This window comes from Sphingomonas echinoides, assembly GCF_029623395.1.
Classification (GTDB): domain Bacteria; phylum Pseudomonadota; class Alphaproteobacteria; order Sphingomonadales; family Sphingomonadaceae; genus Sphingomonas; species Sphingomonas echinoides_A.
The window spans coordinates 265213-287479 of the sequence record NZ_JAPYKK010000001.1; the positions used below are offsets into that span (position 1 = coordinate 265213).

Here is a 22267-nt window from a genome sequence, read left to right on the forward strand (position 1 = left end):
TTCGGCTACGGCGCTGACATGGTGCGCGCATTCCTCCTCTCGCTGGCCCAGCTCGGCGATCGCCGAATCCTGGCCGTGTTTCTCAAGTCGCTGGCGGTCACGGTGGTGTTGATCGCCGCCTTCGGTGCCGCCTTATGGTATGGCGCGACGCACCTGGCGGCGGGATGGGGTTGGGACACGACATCGGGCGGGCTGCTCGGCGCCGTTGCGCTGCTTGCCGCCTTCGGAGTCAGCTGGCTGCTGTTCCGCGCGATCGCGATCGGCGTAATGGGCGTGTTCGCGGACGATGTCGTCGTCGCGGTCGAAGCGCGGCATTACCCGAAGGCGCTCGCCACCGCGCAGAACCTGTCGATCGCGCGCGGGATCGGACTCGGGCTGCGCTCGGCGGGACGCGCGATCCTGATCAACCTGGCGCTGGCGCCGGTGTATGTCGGCTTGCTCGTCACCGGGGTCGGCACGTGGCTGCTGTTCTTTCTCGTCAACGGCTGGCTGCTCGGGCTCGACCTCGGGACGATGGTGGCCGCGCGGCACGTGCCGTCTGCGATGATGCGAGACTGGCGCAAGACCGGCGCGGTCGACCGGTTCGCCCTGGGGGTTGCGGGGACCGCGCTGTTCATGGTTCCGTTCCTCAACCTGTTCGCCCCGATCCTGGGCGCGGCAATGGCGACACATCTGTTCCATGAAAGACGTTCGGTATGACGAATCGCGTTACCACGGGCCGGAGACCGTGAAGAAGCTGGCCGGATCAGCACTGCTGCTGGCGGTGCTGGGCGGGTGCGCGTCCACCGCGACGAGCATCCCCGTCGCGCGTGCGCCGATCATTCCCATTCCGACGGGTACGGGCCTCGGTCAGGTCGTCGGCGCGACCGCGGCCAACCTGACGCGGATGTTCGGCACGCCGATCGCGGACGTGCGCGAAGGCACCGCGCGCAAACTCCAGTTCAGCAACGCGACCTGCGTCCTCGACACCTATCTCTATCCCAAGGGGAAAGCCGAGCCGGTCGTCACCTATCTCGACACGCGGCAGACCGACGGATCGCCGATCGACCGCGCGAGTTGCGTGGGGGCGTTGCAGATCGGGCGCCGGAAGTAGGGGGCTTCTCGCAGGCCCCTCCCCTTCAGGAGTATCGGGTGAACAGCGCGCCGCGCTCTTGAGGTCATGCTGGCAGCATGACCGACCCGACACTGGGTTGGGTTGGGCCGCTTTAAAGCCCCTCCCCTTCAGGGGAGGGGTTGGGGGTGGGGCTGTGTCTCGCAGAGAGGTTCGTTCTGCTGGACTTCCCCACCCCAACCCCTCCCCTGAAGGGGAGGGGCTTTAGACTAGGAGAGGCGTGCCAGCGCCCATTCGGCGGCTTCCGCCACGACCGTGTCCGGATCGTCGCGCAACGCCTGTACGCGTTCGATCAACCCGGTGTCCCCGCTGTTGCCAGCGGCGATCAGGCAGTTGCGGATCATCTTGTTGCGGCCGATCCGCTTGATCGGCGAGCCGGCGAAAACCTGACGAAAGCTCGCGTCGTCCAGCGCGAGCAGATCCGCCAGCCGGGGGGCGACCATCTCCGCGCGGGGCAGGAACGCGCGGTTCGCGGCGGCGCGTTCGGCAAACTTGTTCCACGGGCAGACCGACAGGCAATCATCGCACCCGTAGATGCGGTTGCCGATGCTTTCGCGGAATTCATGCGGGATCGGCCCCGCATGCTCGATCGTCAGATACGAGATGCACCGTCGCGCATCGAGCCGATAGGGCGCGGGGAACGCATCGGTCGGGCACGCGCGCTGGCAAGCGTCGCAGGACCCGCATCGATCGATGACGCTTTTTTCTTCCCCCTCCCCCATCTCCGCTGGGGAAACCCCTTCGAACACATCCGCCTCGAGCGTGGTGTAGATCGCCCCCAGGAACAGCCAGGACCCATGGTCGCGGCTGACCAGATTGGTGTGCTTCCCTTGCCACCCCAGCCCCGCCGCCGCCGCGAGCGGCTTTTCCATCACCGGCGCGGTATCGACGAACACCTTGAGGTCGGTCCCCGGCACTTCCGCCACAAGCCACCGCGCGAGCGCCTTGAGCGCGCGCTTCACCACGTCGTGATAGTCGCCCCCCTGCGCATAGACCGAGATTCGCCCGATCTCGCCGTGATCCGCCAGCGCCAAAGGATCGACGGCGGGCGCATAGCTCATGCCGAGCGCGATCACGCTGCGGACTTCGGGCCACAACGCTACAGGGCTCTCGCGCTGGTGCGCGCGCTCCTCCATCCAGATCATGTCGCCGTGCATCCCGCCCCCAAGCCACGCGTGGAGGCGCGCCGCGGTTTGCGGGGCGGCATCCGCGCGCGCGACCCCACAGGCGACGAACCCCAATTCGCTCGCCTTGGCGCGGAGCCGCTGCAACAGTGTCTTGTCTTCCTGCACCCGGCCCCGCTACCACGAGCGGGGCTATCTGGGGAATTGGCGTTGCGGCAGGATCTTGCGGTCGACGCATCGGGCTTGGTCAAACTGTTCGGCGGACGGCGTGTGGTCGACAGGGTCGATATCGCGGTGCCCAAGGGGGCGATCTACGGCGTCCTCGGGCCCAACGGCGCTGGAAAGACCACGACGCTGCGGATGCTGCTCGGGATCATCGAACCCGATTCCGGGTATCGCACCCTGCTCGGGCATGATCGCCCGCGCGAAGCGAGCGACCGCGTCGGGTATCTCCCCGAGGAACGCGGCCTGTATCCGGCGATGCGCGCGAAGGACGCGATCGCGTTCATGGGCGCGCTGCGCGGGCTCGATCTCAAGACCGGGCGCAAGCGCGCGGTGGCGTTGCTCGAAACCGCCGGGCTGGGCCACGCGGTCGACACCAAGATCCGCAAGCTCTCGAAGGGCATGGCGCAACTCGTCCAGTTGCTTGGCTCGGTCGTCCACCAGCCCGACCTGCTCGTGCTCGACGAACCCTTTTCGGGGCTCGATCCGGTCAATCAGGAACGGCTCGAGGCGCTGATCCTCGCCGAACGCGACCGCGGCGCGACGATCCTGTTTTCCACCCACGTCATGGCGCATGCCGAGCGGCTGTGCGACCGGCTCGCGATCATCGCGGGTGGAAAGCGCCGGTTCGAGGGCACCGTCGGCGACGCACGCGCGATGCTGCCGATGCGCGCGCTGTATACGCCGACGCGTAACGACAGCGGTCTCGCGGGGCAATTGCCCCCCGATGCAGAGCCGGTCGGCGACGGCTGGCGCTTTACCGTCCCCGAAGACGGCGTAGAGCGGATCCTCTCTGCGCTGATCGCTGCGGGCCATGGCATATCGGGCCTGTCAATCGAACGGCCGTCGCTCCACGACGTGTTCGTCAAGGTCGTCGGCCAGGCGGCGCTGGACGATGCCGCCGGGGAGAAGACCGCATGAGCCGGTTTCGCATTCTGCTCCGCCAGATCTGGACGATCGCGCGGCGGGACTTCGTCGCGACGGTGTTCACCCCGACCTTCCTGATCTTCCTGCTCGCGCCCGTGGTGATGGGGTCGTTCGGCGCGATCGGTGGTCTCGGCGCGAACGCCGCCTCCAAGGGGGCGGAAGCCAAGACGCGGATCGTGGCGATCGTCGATCCGGCGCGCAGCGCGGACGTCGCTACGATCGACCAGCGCCTGCGGCGGCTGTACCGCCAGTCCGAGGAAGCGCCGCCGGTGCTCGAGACGGTTGCCCCCGCCGCCGACCCGGCAGCGCAAGCGCGCGCGCTGTTCGACGACACGCGCGTCGACGTGGTTGCGGTTTTGTACGGTCCACTGACCACCCCGCAACTGCTGTACACGCCGACGAGCCTGCGTTCGGCCGATTATCTCGCGCTTCTGGCGGAGGACGTGGCGCGCGCGGATCGTAGCGGGATCGCGCCGCTCAGCACCCCGACCAGGACGGTGATTTCGCGCACCGCCCCGTCCCTGCGCGGGGCGAGCGCGTCCGCGTTCTTTGCGGTGTTCGGCTTGTTTTTCCTGACCCTGCTGCTCGCGGGACAAGTGGTGAGCGGCGTTGCGGAGGAGCGCAGCAACAAGGTGATCGAGGTGCTGGCGGCGGCGGTCCCGCTCGAATCGGTATTCTTCGGCAAGCTGCTCGGCACGTTCGGGGTCGCGGTGCTGTTCCTCGTGTTCTGGGGCACGCTGATCAGCCAGGCGAGCATGCTGATGCCGGCCAATGTCGCCGTCGGTCTTGCGGGTTTGACCCCTGCGCTGGGGTTGCCGGTCTTTACCGCGCTGTTCTTCGCTTATTTCACCATGGCGTACATGCTGCTCGGCGCGGTGTTCCTCGGGGTCGGCGCGCAGGCGGCGAGCGTGCGCGAGATCCAGCTGCTGTCGTTGCCGATCACGCTGATCCAGGTGGCGATGTTCGGGCTGGGCGCGGTTGCGGTGTCCAAACCCGACAGCTGGCTCAGCACCTTCGCCGCAATCTTCCCGCTGAGTTCGCCATATTACATGGCGGGTCGCGCGGCGCAGTCGGACAGTCTCGGTATCCACTTGCTCGCGTTGCTGTGGCAGGCGCTGTGGGTCGCGATCTTCATCGCGGTCGGGGTGCGCGCGTTCCGCCGGGGCGTGTTGCAATCGGGGAGCGGCACGTTCCGCTGGAAGCGCCGGCGGGCCGCGCACAACGCTGTTGACACGGCTGTCAGTTAGAGGTCTGCTCACTCCAAAATCAGGAGAGAGCCATGGCCACAGCAGCGATCGAGTCGGACTCCGTCAGCCCGTTGCCCGTCGATCCGTTCGACGTCAGCCGTCCCGAACTGTACCGCGACGACGTGTGGCAGGCGCCCTTCCGGGAGCTGCGCGCGAACAGCCCGGTCCACTACGTCGCGCAGTCCGACTTCGGACCCTATTGGTCGATCTCCAGTTACAAGCCGATCGTCGCGGTCGAATCGCTCCCCGATCTCTATTCGAGCCAGGCGGGCGGAATCACCATCGCCGATTTCATCGAGGACCGCGGCGACGTGAAAATGCCGATGTTCATCGCGATGGACCGGCCCAAGCACACCGGCCAGCGCCGCACCGTCGCCCCCGCCTTCACCCCGTCCGAGATGGTGCGGATGACCGACACCATCCGCGCCCGCACCTCCGAGATCCTCGACGGGCTCGACTGGAACACTCCGTTCGACTGGGTCGACCGCGTGTCGGTCGAACTCACGACGCAAATGCTTGCGATTCTGTTCGATTTCCCATGGGAGGACCGGCGCAAGCTGACCTTCTGGTCCGATTGGGCGGGCGACATCGAGATGGTCAAGACCGCCGAACTGCGCGCGCAGCGGTTGCAGCACATGTATGATTGCGGCGGCTATTTTCAGAAGCTGTGGAACGACAAGGTCGGCAAGGAACCGACCCCTGACCTGATTTCGATGATGATCCATTCCGACGCGATGGCGGAAATGGACCAGATGGAATTCCTCGGAAACCTGATCCTGCTGATCGTCGGGGGCAACGACACGACACGCAACACGATGAGCGCGGTCGCTTATGGGCTCGACCGGTTTCCGGACGCCCGCGCCAAGCTGGAGGCCGACCCCGGGCTGATCCACAATGCGGTGCAGGAGATCGTCCGCTGGCAGACCCCGCTCGCGCATATGCGCCGGACCGCGACGGTGGACAGCGAGCTCGAGGGGCAGCGGATCGCGGCCGGGGACAAACTGATCCTGTGGTACATTTCCGCCAACCGCGACGAGAGCGTGTTCGAGGATGCCGACAGCATCCTGGTCGATCGCCCCAATGCGCGGCGGCACCTTGCGTTCGGACACGGCATCCATCGCTGCGTCGGCGCGCGGCTGGCGGAATTGCAAGTGTATGTCCTGCTGGAAGAAATGGCCAAGCGGCGAATGCGCGTCAACGTGGTCGGCGCGCCCGAGCGGGTGGCGGCGTGCTTCGTCCATGGGTATCGCAAGCTGCCGGTGGAAATCAGCCGCTATTGAGCCGCGGTCGGGTGCGTCGGCTTGGCGAAGGCGTGCGTAGCTCCCACATGAGGGTGCGTACCCCTTGCCTGTTTAGGACCATTCGATGCACGATCGCCGCCATTTCCTGACGCTTGCTGGTTCAGGCGTTGCCGCTTTCGCGCTGTTCGGATGCAAAAGCGCCACCGCTGGACCGCCCGAGACGTTCGAGGTCACGCTGAGCGACGCCGCATGGAAAAAGAAACTGTCGCCCGCCGCCTACCGCGTGCTGCGCCAGGAAGGCACCGAGACGCCGTACACCAGCCCGCTCAACGGCGAGCATCGTGCGGGGATCTTTTCGTGCGGCGGCTGCGCCCTACCCGCGTTCTCGTCCAAGACCAAGTTCGAGAGCGGGACCGGCTGGCCGAGCTTCTGGGCGCCCTTGCCCAATGCGGTGCGCAACCGCGTCGACGGGTCGCTCGGGATGGAGCGCACCGAGGTCCACTGCCGCCGTTGCGGCGGGCATCTCGGGCATGTGTTCGACGACGGCCCCAAGCCCACCGGCAAGCGCTATTGCATGAATGGCGTCGCGATGACCTTCACCCCCGGCAAGGCGTAACGCCGCCGGGGCCGCCCACGGCCGCGGCATCGCGCGCTTCGCGGTATCCGGGGCAGCCGCACTCTATTCGGTTAACGTAGCCATCACGCCGCCCCTGATCGACGTTGAGCCGAGGCTGTAGCGCACCGCCCGCGTACGGTCCTTGTCATGAATGTTCGCCAGGCGATCTCGACAACGGTGGTTTCAAACGCACGCGACGTTTCGCGGGCGCCGAAGTCGACGCGCTCGAACACCGTCCGGCATACGCTATCGCGATGCGGTATCGCTCGAGTTCCCTGCAAGCGGTCTACCTCAAGACGAATCCGTACCGTCTCCGGCGTCTTCGGCGTGGCATTGCTCGGGATGCCGTCGACGTGTTAACGTTATCATGCGGCGGCGTTTGCAGCGCTGCCGACGGCGGCGCGCTAGACCAATGACCGGATCAATCCGGCCCCGCGTGATGAAGAGTAAGGATCGGCATGTCGAATACTTTGAAACGAGGCCTTTTTGCTTGCCTCCTGGCAAGTGTCGCCACACCGGCACTGGCCGAGGATGGATATGATCTGTGGCTCCGCTATCATCCCCTCGCGACGTCTGGCGTCATCGACGCCGCGACCGTCGCGGTGCTGGGCGACACGCCGACGCTGAAAGTCGCTGGACAGGAAGTGCAGCGGGGCTTGGCGGGGCTCTCGGCGCATCATGTACAGTTCGGCACTGCGATCCGTTCGGGCGGGGTCGTCCTCGCCTTGGCGACGGAACCACGGTTGCAGGCGCTCGGGCTCAAGACCGACGCGCTGGGCAGTGAAGGCTATCTCGTCCGGTCGGTCGATCTCGACGGACGTCGCGTCACGCTCGTTACCGCGAATAGCGATCACGGCGTGCTGTACGGCGCGTTCGCGCTGTTGCGCTGGGTCCAGACCGGGCATCCGGTGTCCGCCGCGAACCTCACCTCGACGCCGCACATAGCGCTGCGCGTGCTCGACCATTGGGACAATCTCGATGGGACGGTCGAGCGCGGCTATTCCGGACAGTCGCTGTGGGACTGGTGGACGCTCCCCGACTATCGCGACCCGCGCTACACCGATTATGCGCGTGCCAACGCCTCGATCGGAATCAACGGCAGCGTCCTCAACAACGTCAACGCCAAAGCCGAGAGCCTTACGCCATTCTACATCGCCAAGGCGGCGGCACTTGCCGATATCTTCCGACCCTATGGCATCAAGGTCTATCTCTCGGCGCGCTTCTCCGCGCCGATCGAACTTGGCGGGTTGAAGACCGCCGACCCGCTCGACCCCGCGGTCGCGGCATGGTGGCGCGCCAAGGCGGACGAAATCTACCGCGCGATTCCCGACTTCGGCGGCTTCCTGGTGAAAGCCAATTCGGAAGGCCAACCCGGCCCGCAGGACTACCACCGCACGCATGCCTACGGCGCGAACATGCTCGCCGCCGCGGTCGCGCCGCACAAGGGAATCGTGATGTGGCGCGCGTTCGTCTACGCGCAGGAAAACGCCGAGGACCGCGCCAAGCAGGCGTATGACGACTTCCATCCGCTCGACGGCAAGTTCGCGTCGAACGTCATCGTTCAGGTCAAGAACGGCGCGATCGATTTCCAGCCGCGCGAGCCGTTCCATCCGCTGTTCGGGGGCATGCCCAAGACGCCGCTGATGATGGAATTCCAGATCACCAAGGAATATCTCGGGCAGGCGACGCACCTCGCCTATCTCGGCCCGTTATTCGAGGAGACGCTACGCGCGGATACGCTCGCGCAGGGGACGGGGTCGACCGTCGCGCGGGTCGTCGACGGCACGCTCGATCATCACGCGCTGACCGGCATGGCGGGCGTCGCCAACATCGGGCGCGATCGCGACTGGTCGGGGTCGACCTTCAACCAGGCCAATTGGTACGCGTTCGGGCGGTTCGCGTGGAACCCCGACGACACGTCCGACGCGATCGCGCGCGATTGGGCGGCGATGACGTTTGACCCTGCCCCCGCGACCGTGGCGCCGGTCGTGCGGATGATGGCGGGGTCGCGCGAGGCGGTGGTCGATTACATGACGCCGCTTGGTCTGGCACACGTCATGGCGACCGGGCATCATTATGGGCCGGGGCCGTGGATTTCGGATCTCAAGCGGCCTGAATGGAACCCTTATTACTATCACCGCACGACCCGGGATGCGATCGGCGTGGAACGCGGGCCGAAGGGCAATGCGGCCACCGCGCAATATGCACCGGCGCTCGCACGGCAACTGGCGGACCCGAAGACCACCCCCGAACGCGACCTGTTGTGGTTCCACCGTGTGCCGTGGACCTACCGGCTGCGGTCCGGCGAAACGCTGTGGCAGGGAATGGTCGGTCGATATGATCGCGGTGTCGCGGCTGTCGCCGACATGCGCGCGGACTGGGACGCGCTCCGGCCACGGATAGATCCGACGCGCTACGCCAAGACCGAGAGCTTCCTCGGCATCCAGCAGCGCGAGGCAGCGTGGTGGCGCGATGCGAGCCTGGCCTATTGGATGTCGGTCAACGGTCTGCCGCTCCCGGCCGGCGTCAGGCCGCCCGCGCATGATCTCGACTGGTACAAGGCGCAGAAATTCCCCTATGCACCCGGTAACCCCTGACTTGCCGACTGCGTGACGTTGGCGTCATAGTCCCCGCAACGAAAGGACCCGAATGACGGACACCCGACCCTCGCGGCGCCAGCACAACGTTCCGACGATAACCGATGTCGCGCGCAAGGCCGGAGTATCCCCGATGACCGTGTCGCGGGTCATCAACGCCAAGCATACCGTGCGCGAACAGACCCGCATCCGGGTCGAGGCGGCGATCGCCGAACTCAACTACGCCCCCAATGCCGCCGCGCGGACGCTGGCCGGGGGCGAGGAAATGCGGATCGGCCTGCTGCATTCCAACCCGAGCTTCGCCTACCTCAGTGCCTTCCTGGTCGGCAGTCTCGATCAGGCGAGCCGCAGCAACGTCCAGCTCGTGGTCGAAAAGTGCGATGAACCGGGACAGGAAGCGGCTGCGGTCGCGCATCTGCTCAACGGTCGGATCGACGGGATCGTCCTGCCGCCACCGCTGAGCGATTCCCCCGAGGTTCTTGCCGCGCTCAAGGCCGCCGGTGTGCCGATCGTCGCGGTCGCCACCGGCCGTGCGCCCGAATGGGCGCTGTCGGTCAGCATCGACGATCGTCGGGCGGCGTATGACATGACGCGGCATCTCGCCGCGCTCGGCCATGTGCGGATCGGCTTCATCACCGGCAACCCCAACCAGACCGCCAGCGCGGAACGGCTCGACGGGTACCGTGCGGCGCTGGCCGACATGCACCTTCCCGATGATCCGGCGCTGGTGACCGAGGGTCTGTTTACCTATCGCTCGGGGCTGGACGCGGCGGACCGCTTGCTCGACCTTCCCGACGCGCCGTCGGCGATCTTTGCGTCGAACGACGACATGGCCGCCGCGACCGTCGCGATCGCGCATCGGCGCGGGCTCGACGTCCCCAGCGATCTGACGGTTTGCGGGTTTGACGACACCGCCCTCGCCACGACGATCTGGCCCGAACTGACCACGATCCGGCAGCCCGTCGTCGAAATGTCGCGGATGGCGGTCGAGCTGCTCGTCCATGCGATCCGGCTGAGCAAGGCCGGGCGTCTCGAAGACATTTCCGAACCGCACATCCTGGCGGACTATACGCTGATCCGGCGCCAGTCGGACGCCGCGCCACGGCGACGGCCTGCCGCGCGGCCGGTCGCCCGCTAAAGACCTGCCGCGGACATCGTACGATCCGTACCGCATTCGGCTAGTATCGGAGAATGGCCCGGCCATTTAAGCTCGTGCTCCGAGGACGCCTGACGGAAGGGGGAAGCATCCATGCGGCTCGCACTGGCGATGCTGACGGATCAGCACGGCTACCCCCTTGCCCGCTACGCGATGGCCTCGGCGCTGTTGACGCAGACCGAGGCCTTTCACCCGCATTTGTTCGTGAACGGCTGGGACGGGCCTGAGCCGGACGATACCGTCCTCGCGCTGGCGCACCGGTTGGGCAAACCGATCGCGGTGACGCGCCTGCGCGACGATCCGCTTGCTGCCATGACGCTCAAGACGGCAGCTCACATCACGCCGACCGCTTACGGCAAGTTCGCCGCGCTGGAGACGCTGGCCGACCGCTATGACATCGCGGTCTATGCGGATACCGACATCCTGTTCTTCGATCCCATATCGGTAAGCACGATCGATTTCCGGGGAAACGCAATCGCCGCGGTGAACGATCTCGCGGACTGCAATGCGGGCGGATTCTACCAGTTGCAGGTCCATCACCCCGACCGGACTCACCGGCATTATTTCAACTCCGGGCTCATCGCGTTCGATTTCCGGAACTTCGACATGCACGCGATGCGCGAAACCTATCTGGCGAATTGCGTGCGGCATCAATCGGGGTGCCCGATCTATGTGCGGTGCACGACCGCGGATCAGTGTCCCTTCAACCTCACCTTTGCCGGGAACTGGGTTGCGCTGCCGCTGGCGTGGAACATGCAGACCTTTGCGCTGCACACGTCGGCCTGGGCGACGGCGTCGGTCCGCCATTATACCGGCGCGCGCAAATTCCTGCCGGTGCAGGCGAGGCGGGCGGATCGCCGCGAGCGGGACTTCCTCCGCCGCATCGCCATCGCTTTGGGAGAGGAACCCCCGCGCGCTTGGCCGGGGATGGGGCTGGTCTATTGGGCCAACAGCGTGCGGCGGTCGCACGCTCGGGGCCTTGCGGAAGCCGCGGTCGCGCGAATCGAAACCGAAATGTCGAACCGCAGCGCCGAGCCCGCCATACCGGCGTGACCGGGAGTCCCCGGACCAAGGACCCTGCCGTGTCGGCAGGCCCCTTGGTCCAAGGGCAGTCCCTAGCCTTCCATGTCTTCCAACTCGCGACCACGGGTTTCGTTGATCATCGCCTTGACGAAGAAGAACGACAGCGCCGCGAAGATCGCATAGCCGGTGTAGGTGACCGCCAACCCGGGCGACACCGCGAGCGTGGGGAAGCTGACCGAGATCGCCGCATTCGCGATCCACTGCGCGAAGCCTGCGACGGCAAGCCCCGATCCGCGGATCTGGTTGGGGAACATCTCGCCCAGCATGACCCACATGATCGGGCCCCAGCTGAAGTTGAAGAACACGACGTACAGGTTCGCCGCAACCAGCGCGATCACGCCGTTGTTGCCCGGCAGTGATACGCCGCCGTCCGCCGCGGTTACCGCGGTCGAGAAAGCGTAGGCCACCGTTGCCAGCGTCACCGCCATGCCCGCCGAACCGACGAGCAGCAGTGGCTTGCGACCGATACGGTCGACGAAAGCGATCGTGAAGATGCACGCACCAATCGACAGCGCGCCGGACAGGATGTTGATCTGCAAAGCGTAATTCTCGGAGAAGCCGACGGCCTCCCACAACGTCGCGCCGTAATAGAAGACGACGTTGATGCCGACGAGCTGCTGGAAGATGGCAAGACCGATACCCGCCCACAGGATCGGACGGATCTTGCCGGTGCGCTTGTCGAGCAAGTCGGACAGCCGCGGCTTGTGATGGTCGGCCGCAAAACTGGCGCGGATTTCGGTGACCTTGCGATCCGCCTCTTCCTGGCCGAACAACCGCGCGAGAACGGTGCGCGCGCGCTCGTCATGCCCCTTGGCCATCAGATAGCGCGGGCTCTCCGGAATGATCAGCAGGGCGAAGAAATAGATCGCGGCGGGGATCGCCTGGAGCCAGAACATCCAGCGCCATGCCGGCTCGCCCAGCCACAGGATCGCGGTCGATCCGCCGGCATAATTGGCGAGGACGTAATTGGCGACGAACGCGCCGGTCAGGCCGGTGATGATCATCACCTGCTGGACGCTCGACAACCGGCCGCGGATCGACGCGGGGGTTACCTCGGAAATATAGACCGGCGAGATCACGCTCGCCGCGCCGACGCCGAGGCCACCGATGATACGGGCAATGATGAAAACGATCGACGATCCGGCCGCACCCGCGGCGATCGCGCTGACAAGGAACAGCACCGCGGCGAGCATCATCACGCTGCGACGACCGATCCGGTCGGCCAGCCGCCCGGCGGTGAACGCGCCGATCGACGACCCGACGAGGATCGCGCCGACGTTGATCCCGATCCCGAGCTTGCCGAGATCGAACGCGGCCTCCAGCCCCTTCTGCGTGCCGTTGATTACGCCCGAATCATAGCCGAACATGAATCCGCCAATCGTCGCCACCGCGACGATGGCGGCAATAAAGCCGAAATTGACCTTGCTCATATCCGGGCCAAGCCCGGGCAACGATGCCGTCGCCATCAGTGTTTCCTCTTTTCCCGATTTTATAGTTTTGCCGGCGTCACGGGCAGGCCCGCCACGCCGGGGTCGAACGCGAACACATTCCCCGCCTCGGGTTGGTCCGCCAGCGCCGCCGGGTCGAGCCCCTTGCGCGCGGTGGTGGCATAAGCGGTGCGCAGATCGGCACCGCCAAAGGCGATCTTGGTGATATTGGAGACGGGGAAGCGCACCTCGCTGATCGCGGTGCCCGCCGGATCGTACCGCCGCACCCGCCAGCCGCCCCACAGCCCGGTCCACAGGCAGTTCTCGGAATCGATCACGCACCCGTCCGGATGCCCCGCGCCGTCCTCGATCTCGACGTGCACAGCGGGCGTGCCGAGCGTGCCGTCATCGTTGATCGGCACGCGCCAGATGCGCTTGCCGAGCGTATCGGTGTGGTAGAGCGTCGTCGCATCCGCGCTGACCGCGGGACCGTTGGTGATCGCGACGGGCGGGAGGCCGCTGTCCTGCGTCGTTCCGTCCGCAAGGCGGTGGAGCCGCCCGGTCTCGCCCGCTTCATTGTCGTCCATCGTGCCGAACCAGACGCGCCCGCGCGAATCCGTCGTCGCGTCGTTGAGACGATTGTCGGGGTGATGCGGTTCAGGATCGTGGAACAGAGTGAATGCGCCAGTCGCGGGATCGAAGCGGTGCAGTCCGGTCTTTACCCCGGCGAGCAGATCGCCGCTTTCGGTCGGGAGTACCCAGCCGATCTGGTCGGGCGCGGTCCAGTGCTGTGCCGTTCCGGTCGCCGGATCGAAACGGTACAGCCGGTGCGCCTTGATGTCGACAAACCACAGCGCATCGCCGATCCAGACGGGGCCCTCGCCCAGCGTTGCCCCGACTGCGAAAACCGACTGAACCATCGTCACCCTCTCCTCAGCGCCAGCCGGCATCGACGAAATAGTCGTGCCCCGTGCACATGCGGGCATCGTCCGACGCGAGGAACAAGGCAAGCGCTGCGACGTCCGCAGGCTGAATCCGGCCGTCAAGGCATTGCGCCGACACGATTTCGGCTTCGCCTTCAGGCGTGTACCATCGCTCCTGGCGCGGCGTCTGGACGTTGCCCGGGACGATTGTCGTGACGCGGATGTTGTCGCGACCGAGATCGCGGGCGAGGCTGCGTGTCATGCCTTCGATCGCGGCCTTGGCGGTCTGGTAGAGCACCAGATCCGGCAGGCCCAGATGCCAGCTGATCGACCCAAAATTGACGATTGCGCCGCCGCCGGCCTGCCGCATGTGCGGAACGACCGCCTGTGCAGCGAAGAACAGGTGGCGCAGGTTGGTCGCCATCCGGTCGTCCCAATAGTCGGGCGTGACCTCGGCGATGCTGTGCCGGTCGTCGTTCGCGGCGTTGTTGATCAGGATGTCGATCCCGCCGAGCTGGTCCGCGACCGTGGCGATCGTCGCCTGCAGCGCGGTGATGTCGCGAAGATCGCAACGGTGGAACCCGCCCGGCGCGAACCGTTCGGCCACGGCCGCCCCTGCGGTGGCGTCGATATCGACGAACGCGATCTTGGCCTTTTGCGCGGCAAAGGCCTCGACCAGCCCTGCGCCGATCCCGGTGGCACCCCCGGTGATCAGAATGCGCTTGCCCGCAAGGCTCGGATATTGCGCGCGAATTGACATCGCGTCGGTGGTCGGCATCGCCGTCACTGCGTCTTCTCCAGCAGGCCGCGTTGGGCCAGATTCGTCATCAGGGCACCGATCCCGACCTGCCACGGCGCGGCATCGCGCGAGGTGACGACGCGGTTGACCAGTCGCCCGAGCTTAGCGCTCTCGATCGAGACGATGTCGTTGATCTTGTGGGTGAAACCACGGCCAGGATCGTCGCGATCCTGGACCGGGGCGAACAACGTGCCGAGGAACAGCGCGAAACCGTCGGGATATTGATGCTCGCTCAAGGTTTGCCGCACCAGATCGAGCGGATCGCGGCTGATCTCCGCCATGTTGCTTGCGCCTTCAAGGACATAGCCGTCCTCGCCGACGATGCGCAGCGCGACTTGCGCGGTTCGGACGTCGTCGATCGTGAAGCTGTCGTCGAACAGGCGGACCAGCGGCCCGAGCGAACAGGATGCGTTGTTATCCTTCGCTTTGCCGAGCAAAAGCGCCGATCTGCCTTCGAAATCGCGCAGATTGACGTCGTTTCCGAGCATCGCACCGACGGTTTTGCCGCTATTATCGACCAGAAGCGCGATTTCGGGCTCGGGATTGTTCCAGGTCGAATCCGAACGGATCCCGATATCGGCATTCGGCCCCACCGTTGCAAGCACGGGGGCCTTGGTGAACACTTCCGCATCCGGGCCGATCGCCACTTCGAGATATTGCGACCACAGGCCATCGTCGATCAGCGCCTGCTTGAGCGCGGCCGCCTCGGGCGTGCCCGGCACGACACCACGGATCGACCCGCCGACACGGGCTTCGAGCCGCTCGCGGATCGCGCTTGCGGCGCCGGGGTCCCCGCGCCCGCGTTCCTCGATCACGCGCTCGAGTGCGGACACCGCGAAGGTCACGCCGCAAGCCTTGACGCATTGCAGGTCGACCGGACTGATCAGGTCGACCGAGTCGAGCGAGAAATCGGCGATCGGCGCGCCGCCGGTGCCGCTAAAATCACCGCGCTCGATCACCGCCGCGACCGTTGGTGCGACGGTGGACATATCGAACGCTGCGCCGCGAACGACGAGCACTGGCGATGGTCCGGCCTCGGTCAGCATCCGCCCGACAAACGTGCCCGACCTCCAGTCCGCCGGAAGTGCCGACGTCATCTCGCCTTGTTCGCCCCTCATACCCACTCCACTCGACATATTATTTTGATAGCGTTACCAACACTAGCGTCGACGCGCTGTCAAGGGCGCCAAAGCCACATGATAGTGGCGTAGAGAGGGAAAACCGATATGAAAACGATCCGTCTGATCGGTCTGGCGTTTATCGCGTGCTTTACGCTCGCCGCGCGCCCGCCGGAGCACGACCGATGGGTCGGAAGTTGGGCGACCTCGCAGCAAATTCCCGAACCCCGCAATGCGCTTCCCGAGGCCGCGCTGACCGATGCGACGCTGCGCCAGACGGTGCGGCTGTCGCTTGGCGGGGCACGCGTGCGGATCCTGCTCAGCAACGCGTTCGGCACCGAGCCGCTGCGGATCGACAGCGCGCACGTCGCGCGCGCCGCAGGTGGCGCGGCGGTGACGCCCGGGACCGACCATGCGCTGACCTTCGACGGTGCGCCGGACGTGCGCATCCCGGCCGGCGCAAGCTATTGGTCGGACCCGGTCGCGATCCAGGTTCCCGCCTTGTCCTCGGTCACGATCTCGCTGCATCTGCCGGCTGCCCCCAAGGGCCAGACCAGCCACCCCGGATCGCGCGCGACCAGCTATCTGGTCCCGGGAAACCACGTCGCCGATCCGACCTTGCCGGGCGCACGGGCGGTGGAACACTGGTTCCAGATCGCCGGGGTCGCGGTGGCCGCGCCCTCTCCCGCTGCGCGATCGATCGTCACGCTCGGTGATTCGATCACCGACGGGCATGGCGCGACCACCGACGGCAACGACCGCTGGCCCGACCTGCTCGCGAACCGGCTCCACGCCAACCGGGCGACCGCGACGGTCGGCGTGCTCAACCACGGGATCGGCGGCAACCGCGTGCTGTCGGACGGGCTCGGCCCCAACATGCTCGCGCGGTTCGACCGCGACGTGCTCGCGCAGCCGGGGGTGCGCTATCTGATCGTGCTCGAAGGGATCAACGATCTCGGCACGCTGACCCGCGAGGCGCCGGTGTCGGCGGCGGCGCATGCGGCGCTGGTGGCGCGGATGATCGGCGCGTATCGCCAGGTCATCGCGCGTGCGCATGCCGCGGGGATCAAGGTGTATGGCGCGACGATCCTGCCGGATGGGGGCTCCGGCTATTACCACCCCGACGCGCAGAACGAGGCCGACCGGGCGGCGGTCAATGCGTGGATCCGGGCGGCGGGGCATTTCGACGCGGTGATCGATTTCGACGCTCTGATGCGCGATCCTGGTGCGCCGACGCGGCTGCGGAAGGAGTATGATTCTGGGGACGGGTTGCATCCTTCGCCGGTGGGGTATCGGGCGATGGCTGGGGCGATTCCGTTGGGGTTGTTTCGGTAGGGGGTGGGGTTTGGACTGAGGATGGTTGGAAGTGGAATAACCCATTTGAAGTGACTAACCGAGGCAAGCGGACATTCGTTGTACACGTCCCACGCGAAAGATACTCGTTTGCTGAAACGTTAGGCCGCCGCCGCCGGCTGACCTTGACCGGCATTCAGGGCGGCTGCCTGTAGGCTGTGCTTCAATGCACGCCACTGTTCATGGTGATAGCGCGCCCGTGGCTTGCATCGGCTGTTGATTTGTGCCGCTTCGTAGAGGCGCGAAACAAGCTTCGGGTATTTTTCCAACCGCTCCACAGGATCGACGCATCCTTCGACTTCGCGCACCGCCTCGCGGATCTTCTGCCAGCGTGAGAAGGGCAGATCGATGCCCGTGTCACCGACAATGACCCCCGTAACGAGCCGAGGCGCTCCTGGCCGGAAGTCGTAATCCTTGTGCGCGCGTAAGCCAGCCCGGAAGATAAGGGTCCGCGCCTCGTGAAGCACCGCCCGCCCTGCGCCAAGTCCCGACATGGTAATATCATCGACGTAGCAGGTCATTGTGAGACCCCGACGATCGGCCAGCGCCTTCAATTCGTCGAATAGCCCCTTGTAGGTATAGTAGGAAATGATCGGGCTTGCGGCGCTGCCAGTTGCCAATTTGCCATGAAAACAGATCAAGTTCGCGAGCAACCCCGCCACATCCGGTGCACAATGCATTACATCGCGGAAGAAGTGCATAACCTTGTGCTGGGGCACTGACTGGTAGAACTTGGCGATATCCAGCTTGACGAGCCCACCAGCACCGACGTGCGCCTGCGCGTTTGAGACGTAGGATCGACCCTTGACCGCCGAGTGAAGGTAGGCCGGAGCCTCAACGCGCACGAGGTAGTGGTGGATTTGCCGGTGAATGCTCTGCAAAGCCTCACCTGGCTCCTGGATCATGCGACCGGTCTGCTTGTGCGGATAGACCTTGTAGCCGCCGTAGGCAGCGAGCTGATCGAGCTTGCTCAAGTCCCACCCAAGACGGTTCGCAAGCGCGTGCGGAGAGCGAATGCCGTACAGGTGACACCGCTCAATGGGTATGGGTTGGCTGCTTTTCCGGTTCGCTTTCGGCATCTTGGTCGTCTTCCGCTATCCATTCCAGCATCTTGAGAACCTTGTCGGCGACATAGAGCCGCGCTCGATCAAGCTTAGGATTCTGGGTTTGCTCGGCAAAAAGCATGAGAGATGATAAAGGGATATCAAAACGCTCAGCATATTTCGTAAGTATATCTAAACTCGGCTCTTTCCGCTTGCGCTCAATCTCATTGAGATATGATCGGGATATGCCAAGCTGTTCGGCTAAATCCGACTGAGTAAGCCTATGATACAGCCTCAATGTTTTTAACGCTCGTTCATACATAACCGTCTCCAACTAGACGTTGGAAGGAATTAAGGGGGACTTACGTAAACATTTCCCCGATCTTCGCGCCCACACGAATGATTCCGTAGATTACTCTTAGAATCGCCAACATGGTCGTCCAGGTCTTCGGCTTCAGAAGCGCATCCTTGATAGGATGCGCCTTTCGACTGTCCTCCGCACGCTTCTTCTCGGCATCCGGTACGGGTAAAGAACCCATAGGTATTCACTCCTGCATACTCGCCTCAGGATTGAGGCCAGCTCCACCGCAGCAGTGACAACGAGAGAAGAAGCACCCCCCTAACCCTTCGCGCCCGCTCCACACGGGCGCGCCTTATCGGTGCCGGCGGCGGTCCCCGGGCGGGGTGCCTCCACAAGATCCGACAAGTAGGAGGACCGGCCGGAGCAGGTCCCGCAGGTGATTGCTCACCCAGAGGTTGAGTGGGATGTTGCCTTTTTCCCGAATGCTGAAGCCGTCCTAAACGACGTCAGCGCAATAGTCAACACTTTGTTCGCTGTCAGCGACAATTGTTCGACTAGCGGCGTCCGTCACTAACCCGGGTCGGAATGACTAACGCCGCCAGCGTGTGCGATCGGGCAAGGCGCGGGCTAACCGTTTCTTGATCCCGGCCAGTCGAGTTTACTGGCGACACCTCCGCGCCACCCAAACTCACAATATAGCAACACTCTGGAACACCCCCGCGCGCGGAACGTATCAGCGGGGACTTCCGGGGATTGCAGACCATGCCGCCACACGACCGCCACGCGACCCAGACGGTGCCGCCCCCGCATCCGATCCACACGCTGCTGGCCGCGTTTCCGCTCGCGTTCTTTACCGCGGCGTTCCTGACCGACCTGACCTACGTCAACACCGCCGAGATGCAGTGGGCCAATTTCTCGGTGTGGCTCATCACCGGCGGGCTGATCATGGGCGGGTTCGCGGCGGTTGCCGGGATCGTCGATTTCGCGCGCAACCGGCGCGTTCGCCGGGCGCCGCGGCCGTGGTTCCATAGTCTCCTCAACGTCGCGGTGCTGGGCCTCGCGCTGATCAACGCCTTCATCCACAGCCGGGATGGATGGACTTCGGTGATGCCGACCGGGATCATCCTGTCGGCGATCGTCGCGGTGCTCGTGATCGTATCGAGCTGGACCGGCACGACGGTCGCCCATCGCCAATCCACAGGAGCCGCATGATGCGCAGCCTTCCCCCGCTTCTCCTGGGCGCGGCGACGCTCGCGCTGGCGTCGTGCAGCGGTGCCGGCGGGTCGACCGAGAAGCAGATCGGTGCCGACCCGCATCTGCCCGCCATCAACCAGTATCTCGTGCCGCCGATGCATGTCGCGCCGGTCGGAAGCTGGGCGGGCGCCGCACCGACGGTCGCGCCCGGCTTGCAGGTGACCGCGCTCGCGACCGGGCTGCAGCATCCGCGCCAGCCGTACGTCCTGCCCAACGGCGACGTGCTCGTCGTGGAGGCGAACGGCCCCGGCAGCGAGCCGATCAAGCGGCCCAAGGAAATCATCATGGGTCTGGTGCAGGGCTATGCCGGCGCCGGGGCGAAGGGCGGCAACCGGGTAACGCTGATCCGCGATGCCAATGGCGACGGCAAGCCCGAACTGCGCAGCGTGCTGCTCGACCATCTCCATTCGCCATTCGGGATCACGCTGGTCGGGGGTGACCTGTACATCGCCAATACCGATGCGATCATGCGCTATCCTTATGTCACCGGGCAGACCCGGATCACCGCACCGGGCGTAAAGCTGACCGATCTCCCCGGCGGCCCGATCGACCACCATTGGACCAAGAGCCTCACCGCCAGCCCCGACGGCAGCAAGCTCTACGTCGGCGTCGGATCGAACAGCAACATTACCGAGAACGGGATCGAAGCCGAAAAGGGTCGCGCCGCGATCTGGGAAGTCGACCGTGCGACGGGCGCATCGCGCCTGTACGCGACCGGCTTGCGCAACCCCAACGGGCTGACGTTCAACCCGGCGAGCGGGCAGCTGTGGACGGTCGTCAACGAACGCGACGAGATCGGGCCGGACCTCGTCCCCGACTATATGACGTCGGTGAAGGATGGCGCGTTCTACGGCTGGCCGTACAGTTACTGGGGCCAGCACGTCGATCCGCGGGTGATGCCGCAGCGGCCCGATCTGGTGAAGGCGGCGATCCGGCCCGATTACGGGTTGAGCTCGCACGTCGCACCGCTGGGGATGGTGTTCTATGCAGCGAGCGCTTTACCCCGCGGCTATCGGGGCGGCGCGTTCGTTGCGGAGCATGGCAGTTGGGATCGGGGCAATCTCAACGGCTATAAGGTCGTGTACGTCCCGTTCTCGGGGGGCAAACCCAATGGCAAGTCGCAGGACGTCGTCACCGGGTTCGTCGGTCCCGATGGCAAGGCGCGCGGGCGTCCGGTCGGGCTAGCGGTCGATTCGCGCGGTGCGCTGCTGATTGCGGACGATCTTGGGAATACGGTTTGGCGGGTGACCGCGAAGGCTGCGCCGATGGCGACGGCTTCGCTGCGGTAGGGGTTGGGGGCGTTTAACGGGCCGACCCACCCCCGGCCCCTCCCTGTCAGGGAGGGGAGGAAGGAGAGCGTGCTTTGTTGTGGGGATCTCCACCGCACGCCCAGCGCCTACCGCCCTTGCAGCAAGCGCAGTGTCGGTTACCAAGGGGCTTTCCGTGAAAGGATCGCCCGATATGTCGCGCCACATCTTGCTTGCCGTGATGCTCGCAGCGATCGCCACGCCCGCCGTTGCGGACCGCTATGACGACCGGGTCGCCAAGGTCCTGCGCGCGACGCCGCTGATCGACGGGCATAACGACTGGCCCGAGACGCTGCGCGACCGCGAGGGCGAGAAGCGCTGGACGATCGATCTCGCCGCCGGCCTCGACCGCGTCAGCCCCCGCTACGACACCGATATCGCGCGGCTGCGCATGGGCGGGGTCGGCGGGCAATTCTGGTCGGTCTATGTCGATGCGGCGCTGCCGGGGCTCGAACAGGTCAAGCAGACGCTCGAACAGATCGACCTCGTCCACCAGATCGTCGCGCGCTATCCCAAGGACTTTGCGATCGCGCGGACTGCTGCGGACGTCCGCCGGATCCATGCCGCGGGCAAGATCGCGTCGCTGATTGGGGTCGAGGGCGGCGGACAGATCGATGCGAGCTTGTCGGTGCTGCGGGCCTATCATGCGATGGGTGCGGGCTATCTGACGCTGACGCATTCGCGCACGATCGACTGGGCGGACTCCGCGACCGACGATCCGCGGCATGGCGGGCTGACACCGTTCGGCGAGGCGGTGGTCGGCGAGCTCAACCGGCTGGGGATGCTGGTCGATCTGAGCCACGTCAGCGAGGACACGATGCGCGACGCGCTGCGCGTCACGAAGGCGCCCGTGATCTTCTCGCATTCGGGTGCGCGCAGCGTGAACGATCATCCGCGCAACGTGTCGGACGACGTGCTGCGGCTGGTCGCGGCGAACGGCGGCGTGGTGATGGTCGATTTCGCGCCAGTCTATGTGTCCGATGCGTATCGTCGCTGGTCCGCGGAAAAGGCGGCCGAAGCGACCCGGCTCAACGCGCCACCGTTCGGCGGATTGTACATCGGGCAGCCCAAGGCGGCAGCGGCGGCGATGGCGGATTGGCTCGCGCAGCATCCGGCCCCCCGCGTCACGCTTGCGCAGGTCGCGGACCATATCGTGCATGTGGCGAAGGTCGCCGGGGTCGATCACGTCGGGATCGGGTCGGACTTCGACGGCGTGGGGAGCGTCTTGCCCGAGGGGCTTCGCGACGTATCGACCTACCCGGCGTTACTCGCGGAGCTGATGCGGCGTGGCTGGAGCGACCGCGATGTCGCCAAGCTCGCGAGCGGGAACGTGCTGCGCGTGATGACTGCGGCGGAGCGGGTGTCGGCGGATATGGCGGGGGCGTTGCCGGCGACCGCTACGATGCCGGCCAAGTAAG

General features: G+C 65.6%; 20 protein-coding genes. 13 read left to right on the plus strand and 7 right to left on the minus strand.

Going from position 1 to position 22267, the window contains the following annotated elements:
• The first annotated feature begins 18 nt into the window (after nt 1-18).
• A complete protein-coding gene (locus tag QBJ92_RS01125) occupies nt 19-699 on the plus strand; it encodes an EI24 domain-containing protein (protein WP_277967824.1) in 681 nt (226 codons plus the stop codon).
• On the plus strand, nt 680-1093 hold the full coding sequence (locus tag QBJ92_RS01130; protein WP_277967825.1) for a hypothetical protein: 414 nt from the start codon (nt 680-682) through the stop codon (nt 1091-1093). The genes QBJ92_RS01125 and QBJ92_RS01130 overlap by 20 nt, the downstream gene beginning before the upstream one ends.
• A gap of 227 nt (nt 1094-1320) precedes the next feature.
• Here the strand turns inward: QBJ92_RS01130 and queG are convergent, their stop codons facing one another.
• Nucleotides 1321-2403, minus strand: coding sequence for a tRNA epoxyqueuosine(34) reductase QueG (queG, locus tag QBJ92_RS01135; RefSeq protein ID WP_277967826.1), 1083 nt, complete (start codon nt 2401-2403; stop codon nt 1321-1323).
• Nucleotides 2404-2439: 36 nt separating this feature from the next.
• On the opposite strand from queG, the gene QBJ92_RS01140 reads away from it, so the two are divergent.
• The 7 genes from QBJ92_RS01140 to QBJ92_RS01170 all read left to right on the plus strand — a co-directional run bounded on the left by QBJ92_RS01140 (nt 2440) and on the right by QBJ92_RS01170 (nt 11294).
• Nucleotides 2440-3378, plus strand: a complete 939-nt coding sequence (locus QBJ92_RS01140) for an ABC transporter ATP-binding protein (RefSeq protein ID WP_277967827.1) — start codon at nt 2440-2442, stop codon at nt 3376-3378.
• Complete coding sequence (locus QBJ92_RS01145) at nt 3375-4631, plus strand: ABC transporter permease (protein ID WP_277967828.1); 1257 nt, start codon at nt 3375-3377, stop codon at nt 4629-4631. The genes QBJ92_RS01140 and QBJ92_RS01145 overlap by 4 nt, the downstream gene beginning before the upstream one ends.
• Before the next feature lie 32 nt (nt 4632-4663).
• Nucleotides 4664-5911 carry a cytochrome P450 gene (locus QBJ92_RS01150; protein WP_277967829.1) on the plus strand — a complete coding sequence of 416 codons (1248 nt, stop codon included), beginning with the start codon at nt 4664-4666 and terminating at the stop codon, nt 5909-5911.
• Between the two features lie 85 nt (nt 5912-5996).
• Nucleotides 5997-6488, plus strand: a complete 492-nt coding sequence (gene msrB, locus QBJ92_RS01155; protein ID WP_277967830.1) for a peptide-methionine (R)-S-oxide reductase MsrB — start codon at nt 5997-5999, stop codon at nt 6486-6488.
• 458 nt (nt 6489-6946) lie between these two features.
• On the plus strand, nt 6947-9085 hold the full coding sequence (locus QBJ92_RS01160; RefSeq protein WP_277967831.1) for an alpha-glucuronidase family glycosyl hydrolase: 2139 nt from the start codon (nt 6947-6949) through the stop codon (nt 9083-9085).
• Nucleotides 9086-9137: 52 nt separating this feature from the next.
• Nucleotides 9138-10223: a LacI family DNA-binding transcriptional regulator gene (locus QBJ92_RS01165; protein WP_277967832.1), complete on the plus strand. Its 1086-nt coding sequence runs from the start codon at nt 9138-9140 to the stop codon at nt 10221-10223.
• Nucleotides 10224-10334: 111 nt separating this feature from the next.
• The gene (locus tag QBJ92_RS01170) at nt 10335-11294 is read left to right on the plus strand and encodes a glycosyltransferase family 8 protein (RefSeq protein ID WP_277967833.1); all 960 of its coding nucleotides are present in this window, start codon (nt 10335-10337) and stop codon (nt 11292-11294) included.
• A 62-nt stretch (nt 11295-11356) separates the two neighbouring features.
• Here the strand turns inward: QBJ92_RS01170 and QBJ92_RS01175 are convergent, their stop codons facing one another.
• From QBJ92_RS01175 to QBJ92_RS01190, 4 genes are read right to left on the minus strand one after another with little or no spacing between them, the layout of a single operon-like run.
• Nucleotides 11357-12790 (minus strand): sugar porter family MFS transporter, encoded by a 1434-nt coding sequence (locus tag QBJ92_RS01175; protein WP_277967834.1) that lies wholly within the window; start codon nt 12788-12790, stop codon nt 11357-11359.
• 23 nt (nt 12791-12813) lie between these two features.
• Nucleotides 12814-13671: an SMP-30/gluconolactonase/LRE family protein gene (locus QBJ92_RS01180; RefSeq protein WP_277967835.1), complete on the minus strand. Its 858-nt coding sequence runs from the start codon at nt 13669-13671 to the stop codon at nt 12814-12816.
• 13 nt (nt 13672-13684) lie between these two features.
• Nucleotides 13685-14452, minus strand: a complete 768-nt coding sequence (locus QBJ92_RS01185) for an SDR family NAD(P)-dependent oxidoreductase (RefSeq protein WP_431358351.1) — start codon at nt 14450-14452, stop codon at nt 13685-13687.
• A gap of 5 nt (nt 14453-14457) precedes the next feature.
• Nucleotides 14458-15591, minus strand: a complete 1134-nt coding sequence (locus QBJ92_RS01190; protein WP_277967836.1) for a fumarylacetoacetate hydrolase family protein — start codon at nt 15589-15591, stop codon at nt 14458-14460.
• Between the two features lie 108 nt (nt 15592-15699).
• On the opposite strand from QBJ92_RS01190, the gene QBJ92_RS01195 reads away from it, so the two are divergent.
• Nucleotides 15700-16926 carry an SGNH/GDSL hydrolase family protein gene (locus QBJ92_RS01195; protein WP_277967837.1) on the plus strand — a complete coding sequence of 409 codons (1227 nt, stop codon included), beginning with the start codon at nt 15700-15702 and terminating at the stop codon, nt 16924-16926.
• A 119-nt stretch (nt 16927-17045) separates the two neighbouring features.
• Here QBJ92_RS01195 and QBJ92_RS01200 read toward each other — a convergent pair whose 3' ends face one another.
• Both QBJ92_RS01200 and QBJ92_RS01205 read right to left on the minus strand, forming a co-directional pair.
• On the minus strand, nt 17046-17918 hold the full coding sequence (locus QBJ92_RS01200; protein ID WP_277967838.1) for a reverse transcriptase family protein: 873 nt from the start codon (nt 17916-17918) through the stop codon (nt 17046-17048).
• A 61-nt stretch (nt 17919-17979) separates the two neighbouring features.
• The gene (locus QBJ92_RS01205) at nt 17980-18309 is read right to left on the minus strand and encodes a helix-turn-helix domain-containing protein (RefSeq protein WP_277967839.1); all 330 of its coding nucleotides are present in this window, start codon (nt 18307-18309) and stop codon (nt 17980-17982) included.
• A 741-nt stretch (nt 18310-19050) separates the two neighbouring features.
• Between QBJ92_RS01205 and QBJ92_RS01210 the strand changes: the two genes are divergently transcribed.
• From QBJ92_RS01210 to QBJ92_RS01220, 3 genes are all read left to right on the plus strand, one after another.
• Nucleotides 19051-19500, plus strand: a complete 450-nt coding sequence (locus QBJ92_RS01210; protein ID WP_277967840.1) for a DUF2231 domain-containing protein — start codon at nt 19051-19053, stop codon at nt 19498-19500.
• A complete protein-coding gene (locus QBJ92_RS01215; RefSeq protein ID WP_277967841.1) occupies nt 19500-20831 on the plus strand; it encodes a PQQ-dependent sugar dehydrogenase in 1332 nt (443 codons plus the stop codon). The genes QBJ92_RS01210 and QBJ92_RS01215 overlap by 1 nt, the downstream gene beginning before the upstream one ends.
• 172 nt (nt 20832-21003) lie before the next feature.
• Nucleotides 21004-22266, plus strand: a complete 1263-nt coding sequence (locus QBJ92_RS01220) for a dipeptidase (RefSeq protein ID WP_277967842.1) — start codon at nt 21004-21006, stop codon at nt 22264-22266.
• Nucleotide 22267: the final 1 nt, after the last annotated feature.